Raw genomic sequence first — 23,806 nt, 5'->3', positions numbered from 1 at the left:
AAGCTAGTAAGTAATCGATATATCATTCTACCATATTTATTCCAAATGCTACGGTGTAAATAATGGCAGTTAGCTTTAAAGCGGTCCCTCTTCCGATTTACCCTTTTAGCGCTTGTTCCAAGTCTTCCAATAAGTCTTCAACGTCTTCCAGACCAACGGATATTCGAATCAACCCATCTGTTATCCCAAGCTCTGCACGGCGCTCGGCTGGAATCGAGGCATGTGTCATCCTGGCTGGAACCGAAATTAAGCTCTCCACTGCCCCTAGACTTTCAGCCAGCGTGAAGTATTTCACTTTATTCAAAACGGATTCGGCTTTTTCGGCACTGCCGACATCGAATGAAACCATGCCGCCGAAGCCACGCGATTGTTCTTTAGCAATATCATGGTTTGGATGGTCTTCAAGACCTGGGTAATAAATTTTCGAAACGGCTTTATGCCCGGATAAGAAACGAACGATTTGGGAGGTGTTTTTTTCATGTTCTTCCATCCTGATTCCAAGCGTTTTAATGCCGCGCATCAGCAGCCATGAATCTTGAGGCCCTAGCACGCCTCCTGTGGAGTTTTGGATGAAATGAAGGTCCTCGCCAAGTTTTTCATCATTCACCACGACAAGACCCGCTACAACATCGCTGTGCCCCCCTAAGTACTTCGTAGCGCTATGAAGCACGATATCAGCACCAAGTGTAAGTGGATTTTGCCAATATGGCGTACTGAAGGTATTATCCACAACAGTGAGGATACCGTTTTCTTTAGCGATTTTTGAAACCGCCTCTAGATCAGTGATCTTCAATAATGGATTCGTCGGGGTTTCAATGAACAGTGCCTTTGTATTGTCTTTGATCTCGTTTTGGATCGAATGTATGTCACTCGTATCGATGAACGTAGCTTCCACCCCGAAGCGGTTCAGCACTTTTGTCATCACTCGGAAAGAGCCTCCATAAACGTCATCCGTCAATAAAACGTGATCACCTTGACTCAGCAGCATCATAACCGCCGTTATCGCTGCCATTCCTGAACCAAAGGCGAATCCTCTTTTTCCTTCTTCAAGATCCTTGATCAATTCCTCAAGGGCATGGCGGGTTGGGTTGCCTGTACGTGAATATTCATATCCTCGATCTTTCCCCAGACCATCCTGTTTATAAGTGCTCACTTGATAAATCGGCACCGACACCGCTCCCGTTTTTTCATCACCAAAAATACCGCCATGGATCATTTGTGTTTTTTTCCTCATTTTCAAAGACCTCCCTGATAAATGTTTTTGCTTAAGTACCGTTCACTGGAATCCGGAAATATCACAACGATATTCGAACCCGGGGTAGCTTTAGCTGCTTCTTTCAATGCCGCTGCAAATGCCGAGCCAGAAGAACTTCCAACAAGAAGTCCTTCTTTAAGCGCCAATTCCTTCACCATATGGAACGCCTCATCGTCGCTTATCGTATGAATCTGATCAAAGTACGTTTCATCCATATAGCTTGGTAAAAATTCCATCCCGATCCCCTCTGTTTTATGGGGACCAGCTTTGCCTCCGTTTATAATAGATCCTTCCGGTTCGACAATGACCGTTTTGACCGCAGGATTTTTTTCTTTTAAATAACGCGATGTACCCATGAAAGTGCCCCCTGTTCCCGCACCGGCAACAAACACATCCACATTGCCAGCCAGCTGCTCCCAAATTTCAGGTCCCAATGTTTTATAATAGGCATCCGGATTGGATGGGTTGGAAAACTGCTCTGGACAATAGGATCCTGGAATTTCATCCAGCAGCGCCTTCGCTTTGCGGATTGCACCTAGCATTCCTTCCTCTGTCGGGGTCTGGACCACTTTTGCTCCAAGGGCACGCATCAGTTCCTGTTTCTCGGCGCTGAATTTCTCGGGTACACAAAATATTACATCAACACCACTGTTTATCGCAGCAAGGGCTAGGCCAATCCCCGTATTCCCTGCAGTCGGTTCAATGATGGTTCCGCCCTTTTTCACATTCCCTGACTGTAATGCTTGCGCCAAAAGTTCCTGGCCAAGCCGATCTTTCACGCTGCCGCCAGGGTTAAAGTATTCCAGCTTGGCAAAGATCCGGACTTGATCCGGAAGAGGGAAGTGGGTGATTTCCATTATCGGGGTCTCCCCAATCAATTCATGAATATTTTGATAGAACTTCATAATCGGACATCCTTTCATAGTTATCCTACCAATTTAGTGTGTTATATGCAAGAAATAATCAGCGGAAAAGATTCCCGCTGATCACTGGGCATTTATTTCATTTTTTCAACCATTTTTAAAATCAAAGCGGATGAATGAAGCGCCGCCGTTTCTAAGAACTTATCAAAGGATATATTCGACTCCTTGCCAGCGATATCTGAAAGGGAACGAATGATAACAAACGGTGTTTGGAATTGGTGTGCTACCTGAGCAATAGCTGCCGCTTCCATTTCCACCGCGTATAAATCTGTAAATTTCCCTCTGACGAATTCAACCCGAACAGGATCATTCATGAAAGAATCTCCCGTCACGATCAAACCTTTCGCCACTTGAATATCTTCAATTTCTTTCGCCGCTTCTTCTGCGATAGCAAAAAGCTTCTCGTCCGGGATAAATGCTGCTGGCAATTGCGGTACTTGACCGTATTCATAGCCAAAGATTGTCACGTCAACATCATGGTGGCGCACTTCTGTTGAAATGACCACATCCCCGACATTAAGCGCTGGATGATAACCTCCTGCAGATCCTGTATTAATGACCGCATCCGGTTTGAATTTTTCTAAAAGAATGGTTGTGGACATCGCAGCATTCACTTTACCGATTCCCGATTTAAGTAAAATGACCTCAATTCCGTTCAGTGTCCCTGTGTTGAATTCGGATCCGGCAATCGTAACCTGCTCCAAACCTTCCAATTTATCACGTAAAATCGTAACTTCTTCTTCCATTGCTCCGATTATGGCTACCTTCATTAGTAAAAACCTCTTCCTATAATTTTTCAGCCTCCATAATCCAGACAAATTGATTGCAGCGCTCAAAGTTCACTTTAAATCCATGTGTTTCAAGTGCTTTTTCTAAAAAAGGAATGGTCGTATAATATTCCGTTTGCAAATCGTTTGCCAAATTATGAAAGCCTGCATGCTTTGCATCTTGAATCGCTTGTTCATGCGCGTCTCTCGATTGATACATTGTATCCGCAAACACTATTTTACCACCTGTATTCAGTAACTTTCCATAGTTCGCTATAGCTTTTTCTTTTTCTTCATCGGTTAAATGGTGAAAAGCGTACGTACTCACAATCGAATCTACTTGTTTAGGCTCCGGAAAATCCATAAAATCACCATCGATAATTTCTGTTTTTCCCCTTAACTTGCTAACCGCTACTTCCCTCATTGCTGGTGACGGCTCAATTCCAGACACCATAAGACCTTTCTTCAGCAGCCTTGCCGTTAAATTCCCGGTCCCTACCCCAAACTCCAGCACATGACCGTGAGCCCGACTCGTGACGCTGTCTAATATGTTGTCATAATGTTTAAAAACCTCTTGATATTCAATATCGTGTCCACCGACGGTATCATCATACGATTTCGACCATTCCTCAAATAACTCTACAAATTCTCTGCCCATTTTAATCACCTTTTTATGATAAGATAATAAAACCTATAAGCATAATATGAAATGAATCTAAGAACAGTTCTTATTTTTTAGGCAAATCTATCATTCAAGTTCAGATTCAATTCATTTGGTGTTAAACTAACACTATTAAAACGTTGGAGGAATACAGAAATGAATTTTCAACTTGACTTAAACTTATTCGAAGATAAAATTGAATTTTTTGAAGCAGAAAGCATCAAGAACCTAGAAGAAAAAATCCAATCACAAATCGAAATCAATAAAGCGATCATGCTTCAAGTCCACTCCGTATCGCACCAAATGTATGTCAGTGAAGAGGGCAGAAGATTTTACAGTGCAGTCGTTCACTTTAAAGCCAAAAAGTAATCTTTATTATCAATGAAAAACCCCCGAAAAGAGGCATTCTTTTCGGGGGTTTTTCATTTTGAAGATATATTCATATAAACTCTGACTTTTATTTCTTATCGTTCGTCTTCAATTCTTCAACCTTTACGGGCTTCCAACCTGATCCGTCTACCCATTCAATATAAACGCGGAAGGTTTTAGGGTTGTCCCCTTCTGATACGGTACCGATTGCAGTGTTAGGTGATCCGCCGTTTTGAAGCCACCACAGTCTCATGTTACCTTGGTCAATACCTGCTCCATGAGCAATCGCTTTACTCATTTCATTCCAATCAACAGAGTTCTTTTGAAAGCTTGTTGTGTGTTCACCGGATTGCTCTGTACCAACTGGTTTCCAGCTCTCGCTCTTGTATGTTGTCGCGACATTGCCATCTCCGCTTCCTTCCACTTCGACAAGCTTAGCGTCCTCTGCTTTATCTGTGTCTGTATCTGGATTTGTGTCTGTTTCTGTATCTGGATTTGTGTTTGTGTCTGTGTCTTTATTTGCGTCTGTATCTGTGCCATCTTCAGTATTTTCTTCTGTACCTTCTTCAGTTGCTTTGCTATCTTCGTCTTCATCTTCCTTAGTCAAATCAGTATCTTCTTCTTTGCCAGCAGGTTTATCCACTTTCTTTTTCGCATCTTTTTCAACGGTCTGCTTTGGTTCAGTTGTAGCTTTTTCTGTATCAGTGCCATCATCACTTAAGAAAATAGAGACGGCGACAATGACAATAAGAATCGAGACAACGGTGATTGCGATATTATATATTTTATTTACTTTTCTTTTTTGATCTCTCTGATTGTATCTTGAGCCCAAGGTCCATTCCTCCCTTACCATTTCGTCCTGCCTCATTTTAACATGATTTGGCTAGAGATAGAAGGGAAGGCTTTCCTAGACTTTTCGTCAATTCTTGCACTAGTCCTGGTTCTTGGAGTACATAACTTTTACAATATCTGAAAAAAGAGGCGTCATGCTGGCACTATCTTCTTTCGTTTCAAAACTGACTGTAACCAATGCATATTTAGGATTTTTATAAGGGAAATAGCCTGCAAACCATTTATTGAGCTCCCCTTTTTCAGTTTTCGTCTGCGCTGTTCCAGACTTGCCTGCGACCTCTACAGGCAAATCCTTCAAGGAAGCGCCAGTCCCTTTCTCTTCGGTTACGACTTTCCGTAAAAGATGCTGCAGCTTCATTGTTGTATAGGGAGAAAGGGAATTTCCATCCATACTTTTATTTGGAAAGCTTACAACGGTCGTACTGTTGTTAAATTCAACCTTTGACACGGCTTTAACCTGTTCTTTCTTACCGCCGCGGGCAATCGTCGCCATCATGTTGGCTATTGCAAGCGGTGTCGTTTGGACATCCTTCTGACCAATTGCTGTTTGGGCAATCATTTTAGGGTCCTTTTTTAAATCGTCATCATGCCAGACCTTCCCTTGTTGTTCATGATACAGTTGAGTAACTGCTGTATGATACACATCTCCCTGCCATCCTGATTCGCCGGTTAAGCCTAACATTTTCGCATATTTATCCAGATAGTCAGGATCTTTCACAGCGATTTCCTGTGACAACTCAGCAAATGTCCTGTTACAGCTTTGAGCAAAGCTGTTTTCAAAATTAAGCATGCCCAGATCCCTCTGTTTATCTGTTTTTCCGTCAATCGTCAAATTACAATTGAATGTTCTTGTAGGACTAGCTGCTTCATAATCAATTGCAGCTGCAGCTGTGACCGTTTTGAAAACGGAACCTGGCGTTTTTTGAGTTAGCATCATATTGATGGCTCCTTCGCCATTCGGATCCTTTATATCAAGTGCTGGACGTGATACCATGGCTACGATCTCACTTTTTTCTATATCAATCAGTACGAGACCCCCTTTTTTTATTCCGCGTTCGTCAACAAGCTTCTCCGCTTTTTCCTGGATTTCTTTATCAATCGTTGTTACAACCTTCACTGGGTAGAGCGGGTTTGCAGGTTCTACGTATTTTACATCCACACCGAACATTGGACCGCCAGTGGCATCTACATGAAAAACGAGTTTTGATTCTCCTGCTGAAAGCAAGAATTCGTCAAAGGTTCTTTGCAGTCCAGTATTGCCGATCTTCGTTTCGGCAGCTAGTTCCACATCCGGGTAACGCTTTTTCTTTTCGGCATCTGATATATTCGTCGTGCCAATCAATTGCGCTGCCGGAGTTTGATCGTGATATAGCTTTTCTTTCACAGCAAAAACCCCAGGGATCTTCATTTCATTGATAGCCTTCGATTGGCTGGCCGTTAACTCAATCGGTTTATCTCCGCCAAAAACAAATGGTTCATCCGATTCCGCAATTGCCCTTTTCAACTCCGATTCCGGTCTGCCGATAATCGAGGCAATTTCTTCTATAGGCCATGTCATTTTGTTCAAAAACGGAAACAGCACAAGGGTTGGAATCTCTTCATGGGCAAGCGGCTCTCCATTTCTATCATAAAACTTCCCCCGTCCATCATCAATCTTTAAAATCTGCGACCGCTGGTTTACACTTGCTTCTATTAAATTCACATCATGTTTAGAGAAAGATTCTGTCGATACAAGTTGGATGTAGGCAAGCCTGCCTATAAGCATTAGCATCAAAGTAGCCAATACAATAGCCAGCATCCTCATTCGTTTCTTTTTCATAAAAATACACCTCGTAACCATTGTTGACGAGGTGTGAATTTTTAAACAATTATGAACAAATTTAAAGTAGCTTGAATTTCTACTTTCATTCAACTTATAGAGAGACTAACATGAAACCGACAAAAAGAGGATGCCCTAAGGGGCATCCTCTTTAAATGTCATTAGCTAATAGAAACGATTTTGACGCTCATTTCGCCGCCAGGTGTCATAATCGAAACCTTGTCGCCGACTCTTTTTCCAATTAAGCTTTTGGCAATTGGTGAATCATTTGAAATTTTCCCTTCGAATGGGTCCGCTTCAACGCTACCCACGATAGAATAGGTTTCTTCGTCACCGTTTGGAAGTTCTACAAACGTTACAGACTTTCCAAGTGAAACTGTATCTGTATTCGAATCATTGCCTTCAATGATTTTTGCATTACGAATCATGTTTTCGATTGTAGTAATACGCCCTTCAACAAATGCCTGCTCTTCTTTTGCGGAATCGTACTCTGAGTTCTCAGAAAGATCTCCAAAACTGCGGGCGATTTTAATTCTCTCTACAACTTCTTTTCGTTTAACTGTTTTTAATTGTTCCAGTTCCTGTTCAAGCTTTAACTTACCTTCTTTAGTCATTGGATATTCTTTTTCAATTGCCAAAACCCTTCACTCCTTCTAATTCTTTACAGCAAGCATTCGCTGTGACAAGTTTATGTACTATATAGTTCTTAACCCTAAAACTTGAATCAGATTTATAAGTGCACGCCTTTAATAAAGCACACGCTTTGATACTAAGAAACAAACTGTTCCTTAGTATATAAACCGACTGCATTGAGCAGCCGGTTCGTTCTGTATCAAGAATAGAGTATTGCGTTTTCCAACATTTGTCCAGTCTTTCCCAATAAATAAATGGGATTTTTATAAAAAACGAAGGAAAATGGCACCTATCATTATTTATGCTATGTTATTACAAAAAAGACTTTTGTTCAAGGATTGTTTGAATTTTTGTCACCATAAGGTCAATCGCCACATGGTTTTGACCACCTTCAGGAATAATAATGTCCGCGTAACGTTTTGTCGGTTCGATGAACTGATTGTGCATCGGGCGAACGACACTGATGTATTGATCGATGACAGAATCTATGGAACGGCCGCGTTCTTTAATATCTCGCGTCATTCGGCGAAGTATCCGCAAGTCTGCATCAGTATCTACATAGAGCTTCATATCCATCAAATTTCGAAGGCGCTCATCTTCCAGCACCAGAATCCCCTCAAGAATGATAACATCCTGTGGTTCAACGGTGATGACTTCATCTGAACGTGTATGAATCGAATAATCATAAACAGGCTTTTCTATCGTTTCATAGCTTAGCAACGCATTAAGATGCTCGATTAACAAATCATTGTCAAATGCGAGCGGATGATCATAATTTGTTTTCAATCGTTCTTCAAACGGCAGATGGCTCTGATCTTTATAATAATAATCTTGTTCGATCATCAAGATTGAATGCCCTTGAAAGAATTCAAAAATTGAACGGGTAACACTTGTTTTACCTGACCCTGATCCGCCGGTAACTCCGATTACTACTGGTTTTTTCCCTGTCATGTTAATTCTCCTTCCGCATCATATTGTTCACATATACTTGCTTATCTACTTGAATGCGGACAATTTGAAGCGGATGGCGTGCTGCGTCCAACTCATTACCTGACTCATCCCAGATCGTGCCAATTTTTTGAGTGAAGTTTTCGATTTCCGGTCCGAAAAATTCCACTTCATCGCCAGGCTTGAAGAAGTTACGCTGCTGCAGGGTGACGATTTGAGATTCTTCATTGTAATCAAGTACCAGTCCAGCGAAGTCGAAGCGAGTCTTTACGGTATGATTCCCGAACATTTGCTGTTTATACCCAGGAATTTCTCCCTCCATGAACGCTGATGCTGTCTCGCGGTTCGCACATTTGTCCAACTCTTCCAACCATTCTTGCTTAATCTTGAAATTATCCGGATCGGCACAATACGCATCAATCACCTTACGATAGACACTGACTACTGTAGCGATATAATGAATGGACTTCATCCGGCCTTCGACTTTTAAGCTATCAATGCCAATTTCAATCATGCCAGGCAAAGATTCAATCAATTTCAAGTCTTTCGGACTCATTGCGAATGGAGCATCTTCTTTATCAAATAAAGCTTTTTCCCCGTCTTGATTTAATTCATATAAATCATAATCCCAACGGCAAGACTGGCAACAGCCGCCTCGGTTCGAATCACGTGCAGTCATATGGTTTGAAAGGGTACAGCGACCAGAATAGGCAATACACATTGCACCGTGAACGAACGCTTCGATCTCAATATCGACTTTCTCCTTCATTTCACGGATTTCCTCAGCACTTGTCTCACGTGCTAAAACAACACGCTCCAGACCTTCCTCTTTCCAGTACTGAACAGCCTTCCAATTCGACAACGACTGCTGTGTGCTTAAATGGATTTCAACGTTAGGAGCAACCCGCTTACAAGTTTCAATGATTAATGGATCAGCAACGATAATTCCATGAACTCCGGCATCCTGAAGGCCTTCCAGATATTCTTCAAGTCCATCGATATTTTCATTATGAGCGAAGATATTCGTAGTCACATATACTTTAGCACCATATTTTTTAGCGAATTCGACGCCTTCCTTCATTTCCTCAAAAGTGAAGTTACCGGCATTTGAACGAAGTCCGTATTCCTGTCCGCCAATAAACACGGCATCTGCGCCATAATGGACAGCTATTTTTAATTTTTCCAGGTTGCCAGCGGGAGCCAGCAATTCTGGTTTTTTAACAATGACTCTCTTTCCATCAACTATTTTGGAAATTTTATTAGCAATAGCATTCAAGGCTATTCCTCCTCTTTCTCTTACCCTTTTCTTTAATAAACCGATTCTTTAAAGAAGAATCCTGTATCCAACTCACGGTTTTCCGGCTGAATCGCTTTAACCTTTTCATATAGTTCTGTTTTCATATCATCATAACGATCCGTATCTTCTACACATACATCAATCGCTTCACGATATAATTTTGTTATTTCTACGATATACTCAGGTGTTTGTAACACCCCTTCAATTTTCAAAGAATCAATATCCGCTTCAATTAATTCCTGAAGTTCATCAATCATGCACATATCGTTCGGACTCATGATATGCGTTCCATTTTCGTCTTCATAAATCGGATATTTATTTTCACGTTCCTTGTCATGCAGGAACATACTTTTTTGTTCCTTCCGATTTTCCACTTCTAACGCTTTGCCTTGGTATTCGAAATAGTTACCTAGCAGTGTGCGCTTCGATTGGAACATGCACGTCATGCCATGGACCTGCACTTCAATCTCGACTTCGGCATTTCCCTTCATTTCAACAATTTCGTCCAAACTTATTTCACGAGCAGCCAAGGCACGGACAGCACCGCGTTTTCCCCAATAATTACACGTGTACCAGTTCGTTACCGTCATCTCTGTATTCCAGTGCAACGGCATATCCGGCGCTACAGCTCGAACGGCCATTAGGACAGCAGGATCTCCGAAGATAATCCGGTCGGCCCCTGCTTCCTTAAGGAAAACGACATATTCTTCAAGCTCGTCCACTTTTTCATTATGAAAAATAGCATTCATAGACACGTATACTTTTTTACCTGCTGCATGTGCAAGTTCAATTGCTTTCTTGACGTCCTCACGTTTGAACTCCCCTGCTAGACGAAGCGCATAACGTTGTTCCCCGATAACGAATGCATCAGCACCCGCATCGATAAGCGCTGTAATATGAGTGACACTTGTCGGAGTCACGAGTAATTCAGGCTTTTTCATTTTTGTCACCTCTATGTTTACTTATGGCCACACCATCACCAATCGGCAGAATTACTGTATCGTAATGTGGATGGTTGTGTAACCAATTGTTAAAGTCTCTAATTTTTTTTATAAGAGCACGTTTTCGTCTCGTCATTTCCATTTCTTCTATGTTTTCAGCAACCAAGCCTTTAAATAATACATTATCAGTAATAATAATGCCAGCATCCTTCAGGAATGGCTCAAACAGCTCAAAGAAGCGCTTGTACTGCCCTTTAGCTGCATCAACAAAGATGATATCAAACGGACCATGTTCTTTTACTAGCGGCCCTGCTTCAAGGGCATCCCCTTCAATAAGGGTAATCCGTTCCAAAAGGTCAGCCTTAGCAAAATTAGCTCTCGCTTGTTGAATTCTAGCTTCATTCCGTTCAAGTGTGACGATACGAGCTTCTGGCAAGGTTTCAGCCATTCTTATAGCCGAATAGCCAATCGCTGAACCAACTTCCAATATCGCCTGCGGTTGATGAAGCCTCAAAATCTGGAGTAGCACCTCTATACCTTCCGGCTCCATGATCGGCACATTATTTTCCAGTGCAAAATCCTCTAACTCCTTAATTAAACCCGTACGTTCCGGGATTAAGGAATGAAGATATTGTTCTATTTTTCCGTTCAAGACATTTCCTCCAATAATAAGAAAAACGAAAGCGCTTTGGTTGGTTCAAGCAGAAGATGGGCTGGACCGAAAGATAATCAGTACCTTTCAAGTGCCATCATCTTTACACAACATGCTGAAACCAGTATGCTTGACGATCTATATTTCCTTATCTTTCAAAATAAAACCCGGCAATCGCCGAGTTACAGTCATCGATAAAAATCGGATCTGAAATTTCACTTTTACTATTCTATCATAAAAACAAGGGGAAAGTAATATCCCTCCCCCCTAGTCGCTTTAGCTATCAGCTATTATTTATTGGTAATATGTTCTGCCTTTTTATTATTGTGATCTTCCAACGTTTTCGAATAAAGAACTTCTCCTTCAGGTGTTGCCAAGAAGTATAAGAAATCTGTCTTCTCAGGCTTTAACACCGCATCAATCGATGTCGTTCCGGCATTGGCAATCGGACCCGGCGGCAACCCTTTGTTCTTATACGTATTATACGGAGACTTCACCTCAAGGTCTTTGTATAGCACCTTACTTTTATGTGAACCTTTTGCATACAAAACGGTCGGATCCGTTTGTAGCGGCATATCTTTCTTGATACGATTATAGAAGACGGAAGCAATTTTCCCACGGTCTACCTGGGCAGTTGCCTCTTCTTCAACAAGCGAAGCAAATGTCAACATCTGGTGAACAGAATAATCTTTTTTGTTCATCTGAGTTTCATATGCCTGCAAGGTCTCTTCCGTTTTCTTCAGCATCTCAATTACTACTGCTTCTAAAGACGGTTTTTCCTCATAAAAGTCATAGGTCGCTGGGAATAGATACCCTTCAAGCGGATACAAAACATTTTTATTCTCAATCTCCGACGTTAACAGCTCCGGAAATCTCTCTTGCATGGAATTAACGAACTTTTCACTATTCAATTTCTTAAAAATTTCTTTTGGATCTTGATCCGTCTTCACGGCAATGATATCAGCAATCTGAATTAGCTGCTTTCCTTCTGGAATCGTTATTTTCATGGTCGCTTCTTTCATAAGTTTCCCGGTTTTGATGCTAGTCACAATATCTTGAATTGGCATGGATGGTGATAATTTATACTCCCCTGCCTGAAAACCGGATTCATTACGGAATTTAATATAATATTTGAATACACGGGCGTCCTTGATTATCCCCTGCTCTTCAAGCAATGTTGAAATTCCATTCACGGAAGAACCGATTGGAATCTTCACTTTCTTAATCGTGTCATCGTCAGGATCAACTGGCTTCATGGCTGAGTTGATATATAAAAAGCCAACAAGACCAACTATCCCGATTAATAAAATTAGCGAAGCTATCGTAATCATGATAATTTTACGAACAAGCCTTGCTTCTCCTTGCTGTTCTAACAATTTCATTCGAATATGTTCCTTTTTTGATAACTTATGATCTTTTTCATCCATTTTCATTCCCCCTGCAAACTCACACCAACTACATAATAGTTCCTAGAAGATGCTTTCTCTAATTAGACTTTGCTTCGAATATTATACTAAAACCAACAAATAAATACATGTTTTTTGCAAAACTACATTCGTTATTACTCTATTTATGGCAAAATCGCACTAGTTTTGTCAATATACAGGTGTTATTTAATAGGGAATTAGTGATATTTTTTAGTAATTAGCTGTAATAGACTTTCATGAGATTTTCTTCGAATACGATTGGTGTTTCAGACATTTGATAAAATAAAAAGAATATTTATGTGGTTATGCTACTATTAATTTTATGATAAAGAAAGGTGTGAAGGAGTTGGATAATTCTTATTTTGTTGGTTGGGGGACACTAGCACTCATTAATGCCGGGCTTGCTCAAGGTAAAAATAGAACAGCTTTGAATTGGTTCATATTATCATTATTTTTAGGTCCGCTCGCCACTTTTATTCTTTTGTTTGTGGAGAAAAGATAAGGATTTTTTGGTACATAATGAAAAAAACTGACCTTGGTTTAAGGTCAGTTTTTATATATATTATTCTTCTTCAGCTTCTTCTTGGTCAAGGAATGTGTTTAACATTTCTTCGACTAGATCCCACTCTTCTTCTGTTTCGATTGGTGCAAGTTCACCATCTTTATTATCTTCGCTTGGTGTGAATGATGAAGCGTGGATTTCAATTTCTTCCTCGTCATCTTCAGCAGACATCGGATAGTAAAGTACATAAGATTTGTTAAATTTATCAGAATCGAATGTGAACAGGATTTCGCAAAGCTGCTCGTTTCCGTTTTCATCTACTACTGTAATGTTGTTTTCGCCGTGTTCCATTTGTATTCACCTCATATTGAATTTGTTTGTCTGTCCAAGAAACCTTGTAGAATCATGACAGCTGCCATTTTATCAATGACTTTCTTACGTTTGCTTCGGCTCACGTCCGCCTCAAGAAGAACACGTTCAGCCGCCATCGTTGTCAACCGTTCATCCCAGAGAAACACCGGCAGCTTGAATTTGTTTTCTAATCGCTTGGCGAAATCTTGGCTGATCTCACCGCGCGGTCCTACGGTTCCGTTCATATTTTTGGGTAAACCGAGGACAATTTTAGAAACTTCATGTTCTTTTATTATTTCATTAAGACGTTTAAAGCCGAAGTCATTTCCAGCTTCGTTAATTTTGATTGTTTCCAATCCTTGTGCAGTCCAACCCATCGCGTCACTCACAGCAACACCGATAGTTTTTGAACCTAAATCAAGTCCCATTGTGCGCATTAGTATTCCTCTCGATGGTTCTTAAGATACGATTTAACCAATTCTTCAATGATCTCATCGCGTTCAAGCTTACGAATAATGTTTCGAGCATCCATATGGCGCGGGATGTAGGCCGGGTCACCAGATAATAAATAACCGACAATCTGGTTAATCGGGTTATAACCTTTTTCCTGAAGTGCAACATAAACTTGAGACAATACTTCCTGTACATCTCTTTCGAATGGTTCTTCGGGAAAATTAAATTTCATCGTTTTATCAAAGGAACTCATTATCATGCACCTCTCCTCAGCGTCCAGAATCCATTATTATCTTCATTGTACAACACTTTTCATTGATTATGAAATCGTTAAGACCCATTCTTCAACAAAATTAAGTGCTGCATCCAATTTTTCTGGGTCTTTTCCACCGGCTTGTGCCATATCTGGTCGGCCGCCGCCGCCTCCACCGCAACGAGATGCGACTTCTTTAATTAATTTACCGGCATGGAAACCGCGTTCGATATAATCCTTCGTAACTCCGGCAATCAAATTGACTTTATCGCCTTGAGCCGATCCTAATACGATAATGACAGAATCAAGCTTTTGTTTCAAATCATCTGCCATAGCACGCAGATTATTCATGTCAGTAGCTTGAACTTTTGCCACTAATACTTGTACACCATTAATTTCTTTTACGTTAGAAACAAGGCTTCCTGCTTCAATATTACTTAATTTTGCAGTCAAGCTTTCATTTTCACGATGAAGATCTTTCACTTCCGCTAAAACTGTTTCAATTCTTGAAGGTACATCTTTCAAGTTTGTTTTCAATTTAGCAGCTGCGTCTTTTAATACACCGATTTGGTCCGTCATCAATTTGTATGCTCCTGCTCCTGTTACTGCTTCGATCCTGCGTGTACCCGCACCGATGCCGCTTTCAGAAACAATTTTGAACAAGCCGATTACCGCTGTATTCGGGACGTGAACACCGCCGCAAAGCTCAAGACTATAATCGCCAATTTGAACGACACGGACTATCTTGCCGTATTTTTCGCCGAACAAGGCCATCGCGCCCATTGCTTTTGCTTCTTCAATGTTTTTATAATCCGTATTCACTTGTAAGCTTTGCCAAATTTTTTCATTTACAATCGTTTCAATCTGTTCAATCTCTTCTGCTGTAATCTGACCGAAGTGAGAGAAGTCAAAACGAAGACGCTCAGCTTGTACCAGTGAACCAGCTTGGTTAACATGTGTTCCTAGTACATCTTTCAAGGCTTGATGTAAAAGATGTGTCGCCGTATGATTTTTCGTAATATGGATGCGGTTTTCTTGATCTACCGCAGCAACAATTTCAGTGTCTGTAGTCAAAGTACCGGCTACAACAGTTACACGGTGCAGGTTTTGGCCATTTGGTGCTTTTTGAACATCATGTACATTCACTTTAACGGATTCACTAGCCATCGTTCCTTTATCAGCTATTTGTCCGCCGCTTTCTGCATAGAAAGGTGTTTGGTTCAGAATCACCTGAACTTCTTCGCCTTCTTGCGCTTCTGTTACAAGCTCGCCATTTTTCACGATTGCCGCAACTTTTGCATCAACTGCCACCTGATCATATCCGACAAATTCACTTCCAACTTTAATGTCGCCTAATACTCCACCTTGAATCTGCATGGAATCCACATCTTGACGAGCAGAGCGAGCACGTTCACGCTGTGCTTCCATTTCTTTTTCGAAGCCAGATTGATCAATCGTCATGCCTTCTTCTTCCGCATATTCTTCCGTTAATTCGATTGGGAAGCCGTATGTGTCATACAAACGGAATGCATCGCTACCTGGAATGACTGTGCCGCCTTTTTCTTTTTCTTTTTTGATGACTTCAGAAAGAATAGCTAGTCCATCATGAAGCGTTTCATGGAACCGTTCCTCTTCATTCTTGATTACTTTCGCAATGAATTCTTTATTAACGAGAACTTCTGGGTAGAAATCTTTCATGATTTCACCAACCACTGTCACAAGCTCGAACATGAATGGACGGTTAATGTTGATTTGCTTCGCATAACGAACCGCTCTACGAAGTAGGCGACGTAGCACATAGCCGCGACCTTCATTGGATGGAAGTGCTCCGTCTCCAACAGCAAATGCTACTGTACGTATATGGTCGGCAATGACTTTAAATGCCACATCTTTTTCTACATCGACACCATATTTCACATCAGAAATTTCTTCAACAGCTCTAATAATTGGGATGAACAGGTCTGTATCATAGTTTGTCGCCACATTTTGCACGACTGAAGCCATACGTTCTAGACCCATGCCTGTATCAATATTTTTCTTCGGAAGCGGTGTATAAGAACCGTCAGGATTATGGTTAAATTGAGAGAACACAAGGTTCCAAACCTCTAAATGCCGTTCATTTTCGCCACCTGGATATAGTTCTGGATCATTCGGGTCATCACCATATTCTGGGCCACGGTCATAGAAAATCTCCGTATTCGGGCCACTTGGACCTTCACCGATGTCCCAGAAATTCTCTTCCAAACGAATGATTCTTTCAGCAGGAACACCGATTTTTTTATTCCAAAGCTCAAATGCTTCGTCATCTTCCGGGTGGATTGTCACCGCTAATTTCTCTTTGTCAAAGCCAATCCATTTTTCGTCGGTCAAAAATTCCCATGCCCATGTGATTGCTTCTTCTTTGAAGTATTCACCAATTGAGAAGTTACCAAGCATTTCGAAAAACGTATGATGACGCGCAGTTTTCCCCACGTTTTCAATATCGTTTGTACGAATTGCTTTTTGTGCATTTGTAATTCTTGGATTTTCAGGGATCACCCGTCCATCAAAATATTTCTTTAACGTTGCTACCCCAGAGTTAATCCATAGCAATGATGGATCTTCATGAGGAACCAATGACGCACTTGGTTCAATGTTATGGCCTTTTTCACTAAAAAAATCTAAATACATTTGGCGGATTTGAGCACCAGTTAAATACTTCATCTATATATCCTCCTTTAAAATTATGTAATTTTGAGCACACAAAAAACTCCCATCCCAAAAACAGGGACGAGAGTTAACTCGCGGTACCACCCTGATTATGGACGTAGAAAAAGCCTTCGTCCATCACCTTCATAAAAGCCTTAACGCGGCATGACGGCAGGTATTAGCTGCTCTCCGGACTAGCTTTCTGCTGCTCTTCACCTTGAAGTCCCTTTCAGCCAGGGGGACCCCTCTCTTTTAGATGGACTTCAGCATACTTCATCCTTCAACGAATTATCTTATGTAATGGATTATATTCACAAGACTTTTATTTGTCAATAAGGGGCGGCCTCTTTCTGAAGTGAACACGGGCATGAAGCACAAAAACTTTCAGTACAGCCAAGATAGGGATTGAAAGTACCATTCCCGTAATCCCGCCTATTTCACCTCCAGCTACCAATGCAAGCATGATGAAAAGTGGGTGCATATGGAGGCTTTTCCCGACAATAAGAGGTGACAGAATATTCCCCTCAAGAAATTGAAGCACAAGCACGATAACTATTATAATCATCACCATTTTCACAGATATTGTGGCGGCAATTATAACCGCAGGAATGGCCCCGATAATCGGTCCAAAATACGGTATGACATTGGTTATTCCGATAATCGCTCCTAACAACAACGGATATTGCATTCCGACTATCCAAAAAAGAATGGATGAGATCACTCCAATTGCAACACAGACGATAATTTGCCCGCGGATATACCCACCTAGGGAAGCGTCAACATCCCGTACGAATGCACGTCCCTGCTTGCGCCATTTTTTCGGGGTCATATACCAGGCCATTTTTTTTAACGCAGCAAAGTCTTTCAGGATATAAAAAGCAATGAAGGGAATAAGCGCAATCAGAACAACAAAATCAAACAGCTTCATCGCATACTCCATTGCTTTTTCCGGCATACCTTTTAGCCAGCCTTCGAAAAGAACGACCCCTTCTTCAAACCTTTCATGTATCCCGAAAGGCCAGGCCGCCGTTTGATGATTGAGCCTGTCTACCCTGCCTTGATACTGCTCGACCAGCTCAGGAACACTTTCTGACAGCTCACGCACCTGACTAACCATCACCGGAATGCCTTTATAAACCGCAAATCCAATGCCTCCAAAAAACAGCAAGTAAATGATTGTAATCGAAAGCCAGCGATGCATACCTTTCTTATTTAAAAATTCCACAACAGGGTGCAATAAATAACTGATGAATGCACCAATGAGAAAAGGCAGCAGTACTGTTACACTTATAGTTACAGCCGGTCCCCACATAGGCTTCAGTTTCATAAAAATATATATAACAAAAAATAAGAGCAATAAAAAACCAAGCCTATAAAACCACTTGAGACGAATACTCACAAAATCTACACCTCCCGCTCGTTTATTCTTCGAAAGGTGAGAGGTTTTCATACATAAAAAAGAGTGCCCTTAGCATCAGGACACCCATTCCCTTTAAAGTAATGATTTTATTCTTTTGCGTATTTTTTTGATACTTCGGTTAATCATTTTTGTGTTCATCATGTTCATAAGACCATTACGTGAACGTCTAGCCATTGCAAGCACCTCTTCCGTTAATTACATGCTGAAGCGGCGGTCATTTTCCTCAAACAAGTCGTCTAATGAGCTTAAACTTCCATCTTCTTCGACCTGGTGCGTATTAATGATTCCCTCAGAAATGGTCATTTCAATAAAACAATTCCAACAATAATATTGATTTACACCAATCTTCCCAACATCTTTACTGCGGCAATTCGGACAATTTATTTCCAAAATGGACACCTCACTGTTCATAAACTGAAACAATGATGGTATCCTTCCCTAATGTAGGCGGCTGTTTAGATTCAATCACTGTCGTCTCTGAGAAAAAACCATCTGTTGTTTCATACGCTATAATCGTGCCCATTTTTTCCCTAAAATATACATCCTGCAGTAAACCGAGCTCCTCGCCCATTTCTGAAAGAAGCATTCGTCCCAATACTTCATCCTTTGTTAGCCAGATGGAATTATCAGGCACCTTCTTTGGGGTTGACTCCTGTTGTATGATGACAATCCCATCCGGACCATATGAAGAAATATCGTCCAGAGTCAAATGAAAAGATCTCTTAAACAATGCTTGTTGATGAATGACCAAACCTGTTACCTGACCCGCTTCAGAAATAGATAAATCATGGACCGTGCCGATTCTTTCTCCTTTGATAGTAAAAACCGGCATTCCTTTCAATACAGAAAACGTCCGCAAGGTCATCCCGCCTTTCCGAACATTTTTATTATTTCTTTCATCTCGTAAATAGATGTGCTGAAAGGTTTTCCATTGTTGAATCATCTTAGAAAACTAAAGTTTCAGGCATAAAAAAAAGACCGGTTTCCCGGTCAAATCTACCTTACCATCCACGGCTAGAACCTCCGCCACCGGAGCTTCCTCCGCCACCGCCTCGTGAGCCTCCGCCTCCACCTCCGCCTCCGCGACTAATGAACATCAATAGGATATTGATGATAATTTGAAGGAAAAATCCGTTAAACAATTTGGCATCGAGGATGAACAAAATGATGACCACAACGATGATGAGAAAAATCTGTAAACCTGATGGCTTAAAAGTTCCTGTATCTGTCTGAACGGAAAGATCTTGATAAAACTCGTCACCTAAATTATATTCCTCGGTGACCTCGTTATAAACAGCCTTATAGGTTTCAGTCAGAGCAAGATTGTAATTACCTTCTTTCAGCTGAGGGATTGCCACATTGTCCAAAATCTGTCCTGATTTTATATCAGTAATGGCACCTTCTAACCCGTACCCCACTTCAATCCGGATTTTCTGCTCCTCTTCGGCCAGAACAATGAGGACTCCGTTATTTAGCTCTGCATCCCCGAGCTTGAATTTCCTAAATGCTTCGACCGAGTATTCCTCTATTTCAGAGCCTTCCATTGAGTCAACGGTCAAAACAGAGATTTGTGCTTTTGTAGCATCATCTAATCGTTTTCCCAATTCTATAAGCTCTGATTTTTCCTGATCATCGAGGACTCCAGCAAAATCCTGGACATAAATATCTCCAACAGGTTTCGGAATGTTAGGTTCTGCTGCGACTACGTTTGCTAAATTGAAAGTGAAAATAAAAAATAGCGCAAACACAGCGAGTTTTTTCATTATTTATCGCTCCCGAAATCAACTTTCGGCGTTTCTTTTTCTTGATCAGTCACTTCAAAATATGGTTTTACATCGAACCCAAATGCGCTAGCCATCATATTCTTTGGAAACCGTTTAATGGTCTTGTTATACGTGGTTACTTCGTCATTATAGTCTTTTCTTGCGACGGTCAATCTATTTTCTGTTCCTTCTAAACTATCCATAAGGCCCTTAAAGTTCTCATTGGCTTTCAAATCCGGATAGTTCTCGACGACCACCAAAAGGCGGCTTAACGCCCCACTCAGTTCTTGATCTGCATTAATGGCATCTTCTGTTGAATTAGCACCTGCCAACTTTGAACGTGCATCACTGACCGCTTTAATGGCTTCAGTTTCGTGCGACGCATAACCTTTTACCGTTTCCACAAGATTCGGAATCAAATCTGCTCTTCGTTTTAATTGGTTATCTACCTGTGACCACTTATTGTCGACGTCTTCATTGGCACTTACAAGACCATTGTAAGAAGAAACCCCATATATGACAATTAAAACGACAACAACTAATCCTATAATCCATCCCTTTTTCATCCAAATCCTCCTTACTCTTTCTGCACATATAAACTATATTTTATATTAGTTCCACTAAAACTATGAATTTTAAACAAAATTTATCCAAACCAGGTAAAGAACCAGACATTAATCTCCACCTACATAAAATCATAAGGTGTGACATTACCCATCCCAATCATCGGATCTTCATGCATCAGTATGTCAAAATAACTTTCCTCTTGCAATGGCAACTCTGCAGATTCGGCTGGCATTTCTTCATCATTCAAAGTTTCACGAAGTTTTTCAAGTAATGTAGTTTTCCGGCGCATTTCATCATTGCGCTCGATACCTAAACGGAAAGCATCTTCTTCACCACAAAGTATCAAGAAATTCTTGCTTCGGGTAATCGCTGTATACAATAGATTACGTCGGAGCATCCGATAATAACTTTTTACAACAGGCAAAATCACAATGGGAAACTCGCTTCCCTGCGATTTATGGATTGAACAGCAATACGCGTGGGTAATCTGGTTCAAATCCTGCTTCGTGTAAGTTACTTCAATGCCTTCAAACGATATAATGATCTTATCGACATGATCAGTATTTTCCTTCGCAAACAAAATTGATACGATTTCACCCATATCACCGTTAAAGACGCCTTCTTCCGGCTGGTTCACCAGTTGAAGCACTTTGTCTCCCGTTCGGTAGATCACGTCTCCAAACTTGATTTCCCTCCGCTTTTCATTCACATTGCTATTAAACACTTCTTGCAGCATTTTATTCAACGCATCAATCCCGGCAGGTCCTCTATACATTGGGGCCAGCACTTGAATATCTTTGGCAGTGAAGCCCTTCGTCCTGGCATTCGCAACAACTTTCTCAATAACCTGAGCGATTTGGTCAGTCTTACAGCGAATGAACGATCGATCTTCCTGCTGCTTCGTAACATCATTTGGAAGCCGGCCTTTTTTTATATCATGGGCCAGTTCAATGATTGATGAACCATCCGCTTGACGATAAATATGCTCAAGACTGACAGTCGGCACACAATTCGAAGCAAGCAAATCCTTTAGCACCTGTCCCGGTCCGACTGAAGGCAGCTGATCTTCATCACCAACTAAAATCACTTGGCAATTTTCCGGCAAAGCTTTAAACAATTGATGAGCTAACCACGTATCCACCATAGAAACCTCATCAATAATGACAATGCGGCCTTCTAACTGATTATCTTCATCATGGGAAAAGCCTTCACTTCCGTTCCATCCGAGCAAGCGGTGAATCGTAACAGCGGGAAGACCCGTCGATTCAGCCATGCGTTTCGCTGCACGTCCAGTAGGTGCCGCAAGCACAAATGGGAACGGATCGCTGCCCTCTTTTTTATAATCGTTAATGTCCATAGATACACCATGAAGTTCGGCATATAACTCGACAATCCCTTTGATAACCGTTGTCTTCCCCGTACCAGGTCCACCCGTCAAAATCAACATAGGCGACTGCAGGGCTGTTTGTATCGCCTCTTTTTGAGCTGAGGCATAGGAAACATTTAGACGCTCTTCCAGCTTACCAAGTGCCAGTAAAAATTCCGATTCTGGGAACTGGTCTTCATACTCAGTTTGTGCTAGCATCCGCTTGATGTTCATAACAATTCCCTTTTCAGAATAGTAAAGAGATGGCAGGTAAATTCGTTGATCTTCGACAACGATTTTCCCCGCCTCCGTTAATTCGATTATTTCCGAGGAAATGTTTGTGAACTCAATTCGATCGCGCTTATTCTCCTCAAGCAGCCGCTTGACAGCTTCCAACAGCTGCTCAGCTTCTATGTAGATATTTCCATCCTGCAGACATTGTGATTCTAGTGTATATAAGCACGCAGCCTTGATACGATCAGGATGGTTACCGGAAATGCCGAGCTGATGCCCAAGCTCATCCGCTCGCCCAAAACCAATTCCTTCGATATCCTCCACAAGCTTATATGGATTTCCCTGAACCATGGTGATTGTATCATGCTTATACATTTGATAAATCTTCATAGACAGCTGTGGACCAAAGCCATATTGATTAAGAGCAATCATTACCTGTTCCAGACCTTGATGTTCGACTAAAGTATCATAGAGACTCTTCGCCTTTTCCCCGGATAGCTTCGGAATATCATCAAGTATGGAAGGCTGAGCCAGAATTTTAGAAATTGCCTTCTCCCCGAGTGTTTCGACAATGCTTTCGGCTGTTTTTTTCCCAATACCTTTGAACAGTTCACCAGATAAATAACTGACGATTCCTTCCTTGGATTGGGGCAAATCCTTTCGAAAATGCTCGACATGAAATTGAAGACCAAAACGTTGGTGCTCTTTCATTGCTCCATAAAAAATATACGTCTCATCCTCATGCATCCTCGGAAAATAACCCGTGACGACCGCTTCCTTCTCGTCATAGTTCAAATTCGTTTCATTCACACGGATTCTTACAACCGAGTACATATTTTCTTCATTATGAAAGATCGTCACTAAATGACTTCCTTTCATAAACATTTTCTCTTCTGCAAACAAATCCATCGAATCTTGCTGGCTCAACGCTTCTCCCCACCCTTCCATACATATGTCGTCTATTTATTCAGCATTCATTTCTTCCATCAATTTCTTACCGTGTGCCGCCAACATATGGTCTGGCTGTGCTTCCAATGCTTTTTCAAAATATGTTATCGCAGCTTGCGGATCTTCACGGTACCCTGCAAACGCAACCCCTAAATTATAATAAGCATCCGCATGGTCTGGATCCTGTTCAACCACTAAATTCAATTGATTGATCAATTCATCATACAGTTCCGCATTTGCTAGGCAAAGCGCATACTGGAACCTTGCATCCACATCCTCAGGACTCAATTCCACCGTTCTCTGTAAATAAGGCATAGCCAATTTCGGTTGATCTAACGCCATCAACGTCAATCCAAGCATAAAGTAAGCATCGCTGTTCTCAAGACCCAAACGGATTGCTTTTTCAAACATATCTTTCGCTTCGACTAATTTAGAATCTAATTCGTAGTATAAGTTCCCTAGCGAATAATAAGCTGCCGCTGCATTTTCATCAAGCTCAATCGCCTTTTTATAAAACTTGATGGCTTTTTCCGTTTCACCGACAGCTGTAAGTACATTTCCAAAGTTTATGTATGCAACCGGCTCCTTCGGGTTTTCTTCTATAGCCTCATTAAAAACTTTAGCCGCTTCTTCGTATTTTCCTTGTTGCATAAACTCAATACCTTGTTGATTTTTATCCATGATCATTCACGCTCCATTTTTATATTAAAAAGTATA

25 protein-coding genes and 1 other annotated feature are annotated in these 23,806 nt (G+C 41.2%); of the genes, 2 read left to right on the top strand and 23 right to left on the bottom strand.

What is annotated here, in order from left to right:
* Positions 1–97: 97 nt before the first annotated feature.
* From JFU24_RS24775 to JFU24_RS24760, 4 genes are all read right to left on the bottom strand, one after another.
* The gene (locus tag JFU24_RS24775; protein WP_201223618.1) at positions 98–1,234 is read right to left on the bottom strand and encodes a bifunctional cystathionine gamma-lyase/homocysteine desulfhydrase; all 1,137 of its coding nucleotides are present in this window, start codon (positions 1,232–1,234) and stop codon (positions 98–100) included.
* A gap of 2 nt (positions 1,235–1,236) precedes the next feature.
* Complete coding sequence (locus JFU24_RS24770) at positions 1,237–2,160, bottom strand: PLP-dependent cysteine synthase family protein (RefSeq protein ID WP_056528561.1); 924 nt, start codon at positions 2,158–2,160, stop codon at positions 1,237–1,239.
* A gap of 92 nt (positions 2,161–2,252) precedes the next feature.
* A complete protein-coding gene (mtnN, locus tag JFU24_RS24765) occupies positions 2,253–2,948 on the bottom strand; it encodes a 5'-methylthioadenosine/S-adenosylhomocysteine nucleosidase (protein ID WP_053347040.1) in 696 nt (231 codons plus the stop codon).
* A 16-nt stretch (positions 2,949–2,964) separates the two neighbouring features.
* The gene (locus JFU24_RS24760) at positions 2,965–3,603 is read right to left on the bottom strand and encodes a class I SAM-dependent methyltransferase (protein ID WP_201223616.1); all 639 of its coding nucleotides are present in this window, start codon (positions 3,601–3,603) and stop codon (positions 2,965–2,967) included.
* Positions 3,604–3,762: 159 nt separating this feature from the next.
* On the opposite strand from JFU24_RS24760, the gene JFU24_RS24755 reads away from it, so the two are divergent.
* Positions 3,763–3,975, top strand: a complete 213-nt coding sequence (locus JFU24_RS24755; RefSeq protein WP_053347042.1) for a DUF2536 family protein — start codon at positions 3,763–3,765, stop codon at positions 3,973–3,975.
* Positions 3,976–4,063: 88 nt separating this feature from the next.
* On the opposite strand, the gene JFU24_RS24750 is transcribed toward JFU24_RS24755, so the two are convergent.
* From JFU24_RS24750 to mltG, 8 genes are all read right to left on the bottom strand, one after another.
* The gene (locus tag JFU24_RS24750) at positions 4,064–4,807 is read right to left on the bottom strand and encodes a YrrS family protein (RefSeq protein WP_201250660.1); all 744 of its coding nucleotides are present in this window, start codon (positions 4,805–4,807) and stop codon (positions 4,064–4,066) included.
* A gap of 99 nt (positions 4,808–4,906) precedes the next feature.
* Positions 4,907–6,646 carry a peptidoglycan D,D-transpeptidase FtsI family protein gene (locus JFU24_RS24745; protein WP_201223612.1) on the bottom strand — a complete coding sequence of 580 codons (1,740 nt, stop codon included), beginning with the start codon at positions 6,644–6,646 and terminating at the stop codon, positions 4,907–4,909.
* 161 nt (positions 6,647–6,807) lie between these two features.
* On the bottom strand, positions 6,808–7,284 hold the full coding sequence (gene greA, locus JFU24_RS24740; protein WP_056528546.1) for a transcription elongation factor GreA: 477 nt from the start codon (positions 7,282–7,284) through the stop codon (positions 6,808–6,810).
* 307 nt (positions 7,285–7,591) lie between these two features.
* Positions 7,592–8,230: a uridine kinase gene (gene udk, locus JFU24_RS24735; protein WP_201185905.1), complete on the bottom strand. Its 639-nt coding sequence runs from the start codon at positions 8,228–8,230 to the stop codon at positions 7,592–7,594.
* A 1-nt stretch (position 8,231) separates the two neighbouring features.
* Positions 8,232–9,503 (bottom strand): peptidase U32 family protein, encoded by a 1,272-nt coding sequence (locus JFU24_RS24730; protein WP_201185906.1) that lies wholly within the window; start codon positions 9,501–9,503, stop codon positions 8,232–8,234.
* Between the two features lie 32 nt (positions 9,504–9,535).
* Entirely contained in the window at positions 9,536–10,465 is a 930-nt protein-coding gene (locus JFU24_RS24725; protein WP_201250659.1) for a peptidase U32 family protein, read from the bottom strand.
* Positions 10,452–11,117, bottom strand: coding sequence for an O-methyltransferase (locus JFU24_RS24720; RefSeq protein ID WP_201185907.1), 666 nt, complete (start codon positions 11,115–11,117; stop codon positions 10,452–10,454). The genes JFU24_RS24725 and JFU24_RS24720 overlap by 14 nt, the downstream gene beginning before the upstream one ends.
* Positions 11,118–11,407: 290 nt before the next feature.
* The gene (mltG, locus tag JFU24_RS24715) at positions 11,408–12,544 is read right to left on the bottom strand and encodes an endolytic transglycosylase MltG (RefSeq protein WP_397328315.1); all 1,137 of its coding nucleotides are present in this window, start codon (positions 12,542–12,544) and stop codon (positions 11,408–11,410) included.
* Between the two features lie 346 nt (positions 12,545–12,890).
* Between mltG and JFU24_RS24710 the strand changes: the two genes are divergently transcribed.
* Positions 12,891–13,046 (top strand): hypothetical protein, encoded by a 156-nt coding sequence (locus JFU24_RS24710; protein WP_201223604.1) that lies wholly within the window; start codon positions 12,891–12,893, stop codon positions 13,044–13,046.
* A gap of 60 nt (positions 13,047–13,106) precedes the next feature.
* On the opposite strand, the gene JFU24_RS24705 is transcribed toward JFU24_RS24710, so the two are convergent.
* The 11 genes from JFU24_RS24705 to JFU24_RS24655 form a co-directional block, all read right to left on the bottom strand.
* The gene (locus JFU24_RS24705) at positions 13,107–13,397 is read right to left on the bottom strand and encodes a DUF1292 domain-containing protein (RefSeq protein ID WP_053347051.1); all 291 of its coding nucleotides are present in this window, start codon (positions 13,395–13,397) and stop codon (positions 13,107–13,109) included.
* An 11-nt stretch (positions 13,398–13,408) separates the two neighbouring features.
* Complete coding sequence (ruvX, locus tag JFU24_RS24700; RefSeq protein WP_053347052.1) at positions 13,409–13,834, bottom strand: Holliday junction resolvase RuvX; 426 nt, start codon at positions 13,832–13,834, stop codon at positions 13,409–13,411.
* Positions 13,834–14,103: an IreB family regulatory phosphoprotein gene (locus JFU24_RS24695; protein ID WP_034311358.1), complete on the bottom strand. Its 270-nt coding sequence runs from the start codon at positions 14,101–14,103 to the stop codon at positions 13,834–13,836. The genes ruvX and JFU24_RS24695 overlap by 1 nt, the downstream gene beginning before the upstream one ends.
* A 66-nt stretch (positions 14,104–14,169) precedes the next feature.
* Positions 14,170–16,806, bottom strand: a complete 2,637-nt coding sequence (gene alaS, locus JFU24_RS24690; protein WP_201185909.1) for an alanine--tRNA ligase — start codon at positions 16,804–16,806, stop codon at positions 14,170–14,172.
* A 59-nt stretch (positions 16,807–16,865) separates the two neighbouring features.
* Positions 16,866–17,084, bottom strand: a binding site (T-box leader).
* A 29-nt stretch (positions 17,085–17,113) separates the two neighbouring features.
* A complete protein-coding gene (locus tag JFU24_RS24685) occupies positions 17,114–18,190 on the bottom strand; it encodes an AI-2E family transporter (protein ID WP_201223601.1) in 1,077 nt (358 codons plus the stop codon).
* Positions 18,191–18,406: 216 nt separating this feature from the next.
* A complete protein-coding gene (locus JFU24_RS24680; protein WP_053348138.1) occupies positions 18,407–18,622 on the bottom strand; it encodes a hypothetical protein in 216 nt (71 codons plus the stop codon).
* Complete coding sequence (locus tag JFU24_RS24675; protein WP_201225122.1) at positions 18,612–19,070, bottom strand: PRC-barrel domain-containing protein; 459 nt, start codon at positions 19,068–19,070, stop codon at positions 18,612–18,614. Before JFU24_RS24675 ends, JFU24_RS24680 begins: the two co-directional genes overlap by 11 nt.
* Before the next feature lie 142 nt (positions 19,071–19,212).
* Complete coding sequence (locus tag JFU24_RS24670) at positions 19,213–19,974, bottom strand: TPM domain-containing protein (protein WP_201250658.1); 762 nt, start codon at positions 19,972–19,974, stop codon at positions 19,213–19,215.
* Positions 19,974–20,540 carry a LemA family protein gene (locus tag JFU24_RS24665; protein ID WP_201185915.1) on the bottom strand — a complete coding sequence of 189 codons (567 nt, stop codon included), beginning with the start codon at positions 20,538–20,540 and terminating at the stop codon, positions 19,974–19,976. The genes JFU24_RS24670 and JFU24_RS24665 overlap by 1 nt, the downstream gene beginning before the upstream one ends.
* Positions 20,541–20,659: 119 nt before the next feature.
* Complete coding sequence (gene recD2 / locus JFU24_RS24660) at positions 20,660–23,068, bottom strand: SF1B family DNA helicase RecD2 (RefSeq protein WP_201250657.1); 2,409 nt, start codon at positions 23,066–23,068, stop codon at positions 20,660–20,662.
* A 36-nt stretch (positions 23,069–23,104) separates the two neighbouring features.
* Positions 23,105–23,770, bottom strand: coding sequence for a tetratricopeptide repeat protein (locus JFU24_RS24655; protein ID WP_201223599.1), 666 nt, complete (start codon positions 23,768–23,770; stop codon positions 23,105–23,107).
* Between the last annotated feature and the right edge of the window lie 36 nt (positions 23,771–23,806).

It is taken from the genome of Peribacillus sp. TH27 (assembly GCF_016650915.1).
In the GTDB taxonomy this organism is placed as follows: Bacteria; Bacillota; Bacilli; order Bacillales; family DSM-1321; genus Peribacillus; species Peribacillus butanolivorans.
This window is presented reverse-complemented; position numbering and strand designations above follow the sequence as displayed.

Excerpts from the sequence above, each read along its gene's own strand:
- JFU24_RS24655 (WP_201223599.1), bottom strand. The coding sequence starts at position 23,770 with ATGGATAAAAATCAACAAGGTATTGAGTTTATGCAACAAGGAAAATAC.
- JFU24_RS24680 (WP_053348138.1), bottom strand. The coding sequence starts at position 18,622 with ATGAACAGTGAGGTGTCCATTTTGGAAATAAATTGTCCGAATTGCCGC.
- JFU24_RS24695 (WP_034311358.1), bottom strand. The coding sequence starts at position 14,103 with ATGAGTTCCTTTGATAAAACGATGAAATTTAATTTTCCCGAAGAACCA.
- JFU24_RS24665 (WP_201185915.1), bottom strand. The coding sequence starts at position 20,540 with ATGAAAAAGGGATGGATTATAGGATTAGTTGTTGTCGTTTTAATTGTC.
- JFU24_RS24670 (WP_201250658.1), bottom strand. The coding sequence starts at position 19,974 with ATGAAAAAACTCGCTGTGTTTGCGCTATTTTTTATTTTCACTTTCAAT.
- JFU24_RS24725 (WP_201250659.1), bottom strand. The coding sequence starts at position 10,465 with ATGAAAAAGCCTGAATTACTCGTGACTCCGACAAGTGTCACTCATATT.
- JFU24_RS24705 (WP_053347051.1), bottom strand. The coding sequence starts at position 13,397 with ATGGAACACGGCGAAAACAACATTACAGTAGTAGATGAAAACGGAAAC.
- JFU24_RS24745 (WP_201223612.1), bottom strand. The coding sequence starts at position 6,646 with ATGAAAAAGAAACGAATGAGGATGCTGGCTATTGTATTGGCTACTTTG.
- JFU24_RS24775 (WP_201223618.1), bottom strand. The coding sequence starts at position 1,234 with ATGAGGAAAAAAACACAAATGATCCATGGCGGTATTTTTGGTGATGAA.
- JFU24_RS24770 (WP_056528561.1), bottom strand. The coding sequence starts at position 2,160 with ATGAAGTTCTATCAAAATATTCATGAATTGATTGGGGAGACCCCGATA.
- udk (WP_201185905.1), bottom strand. The coding sequence starts at position 8,230 with ATGACAGGGAAAAAACCAGTAGTAATCGGAGTTACCGGCGGATCAGGG.
- mtnN (WP_053347040.1), bottom strand. The coding sequence starts at position 2,948 with ATGAAGGTAGCCATAATCGGAGCAATGGAAGAAGAAGTTACGATTTTA.
- mltG (WP_397328315.1), bottom strand. The coding sequence starts at position 12,544 with ATGGATGAAAAAGATCATAAGTTATCAAAAAAGGAACATATTCGAATG.
- JFU24_RS24760 (WP_201223616.1), bottom strand. The coding sequence starts at position 3,603 with ATGGGCAGAGAATTTGTAGAGTTATTTGAGGAATGGTCGAAATCGTAT.
- JFU24_RS24755 (WP_053347042.1), top strand. The coding sequence starts at position 3,763 with ATGAATTTTCAACTTGACTTAAACTTATTCGAAGATAAAATTGAATTT.
- ruvX (WP_053347052.1), bottom strand. The coding sequence starts at position 13,834 with ATGCGCACAATGGGACTTGATTTAGGTTCAAAAACTATCGGTGTTGCT.
- alaS (WP_201185909.1), bottom strand. The coding sequence starts at position 16,806 with ATGAAGTATTTAACTGGTGCTCAAATCCGCCAAATGTATTTAGATTTT.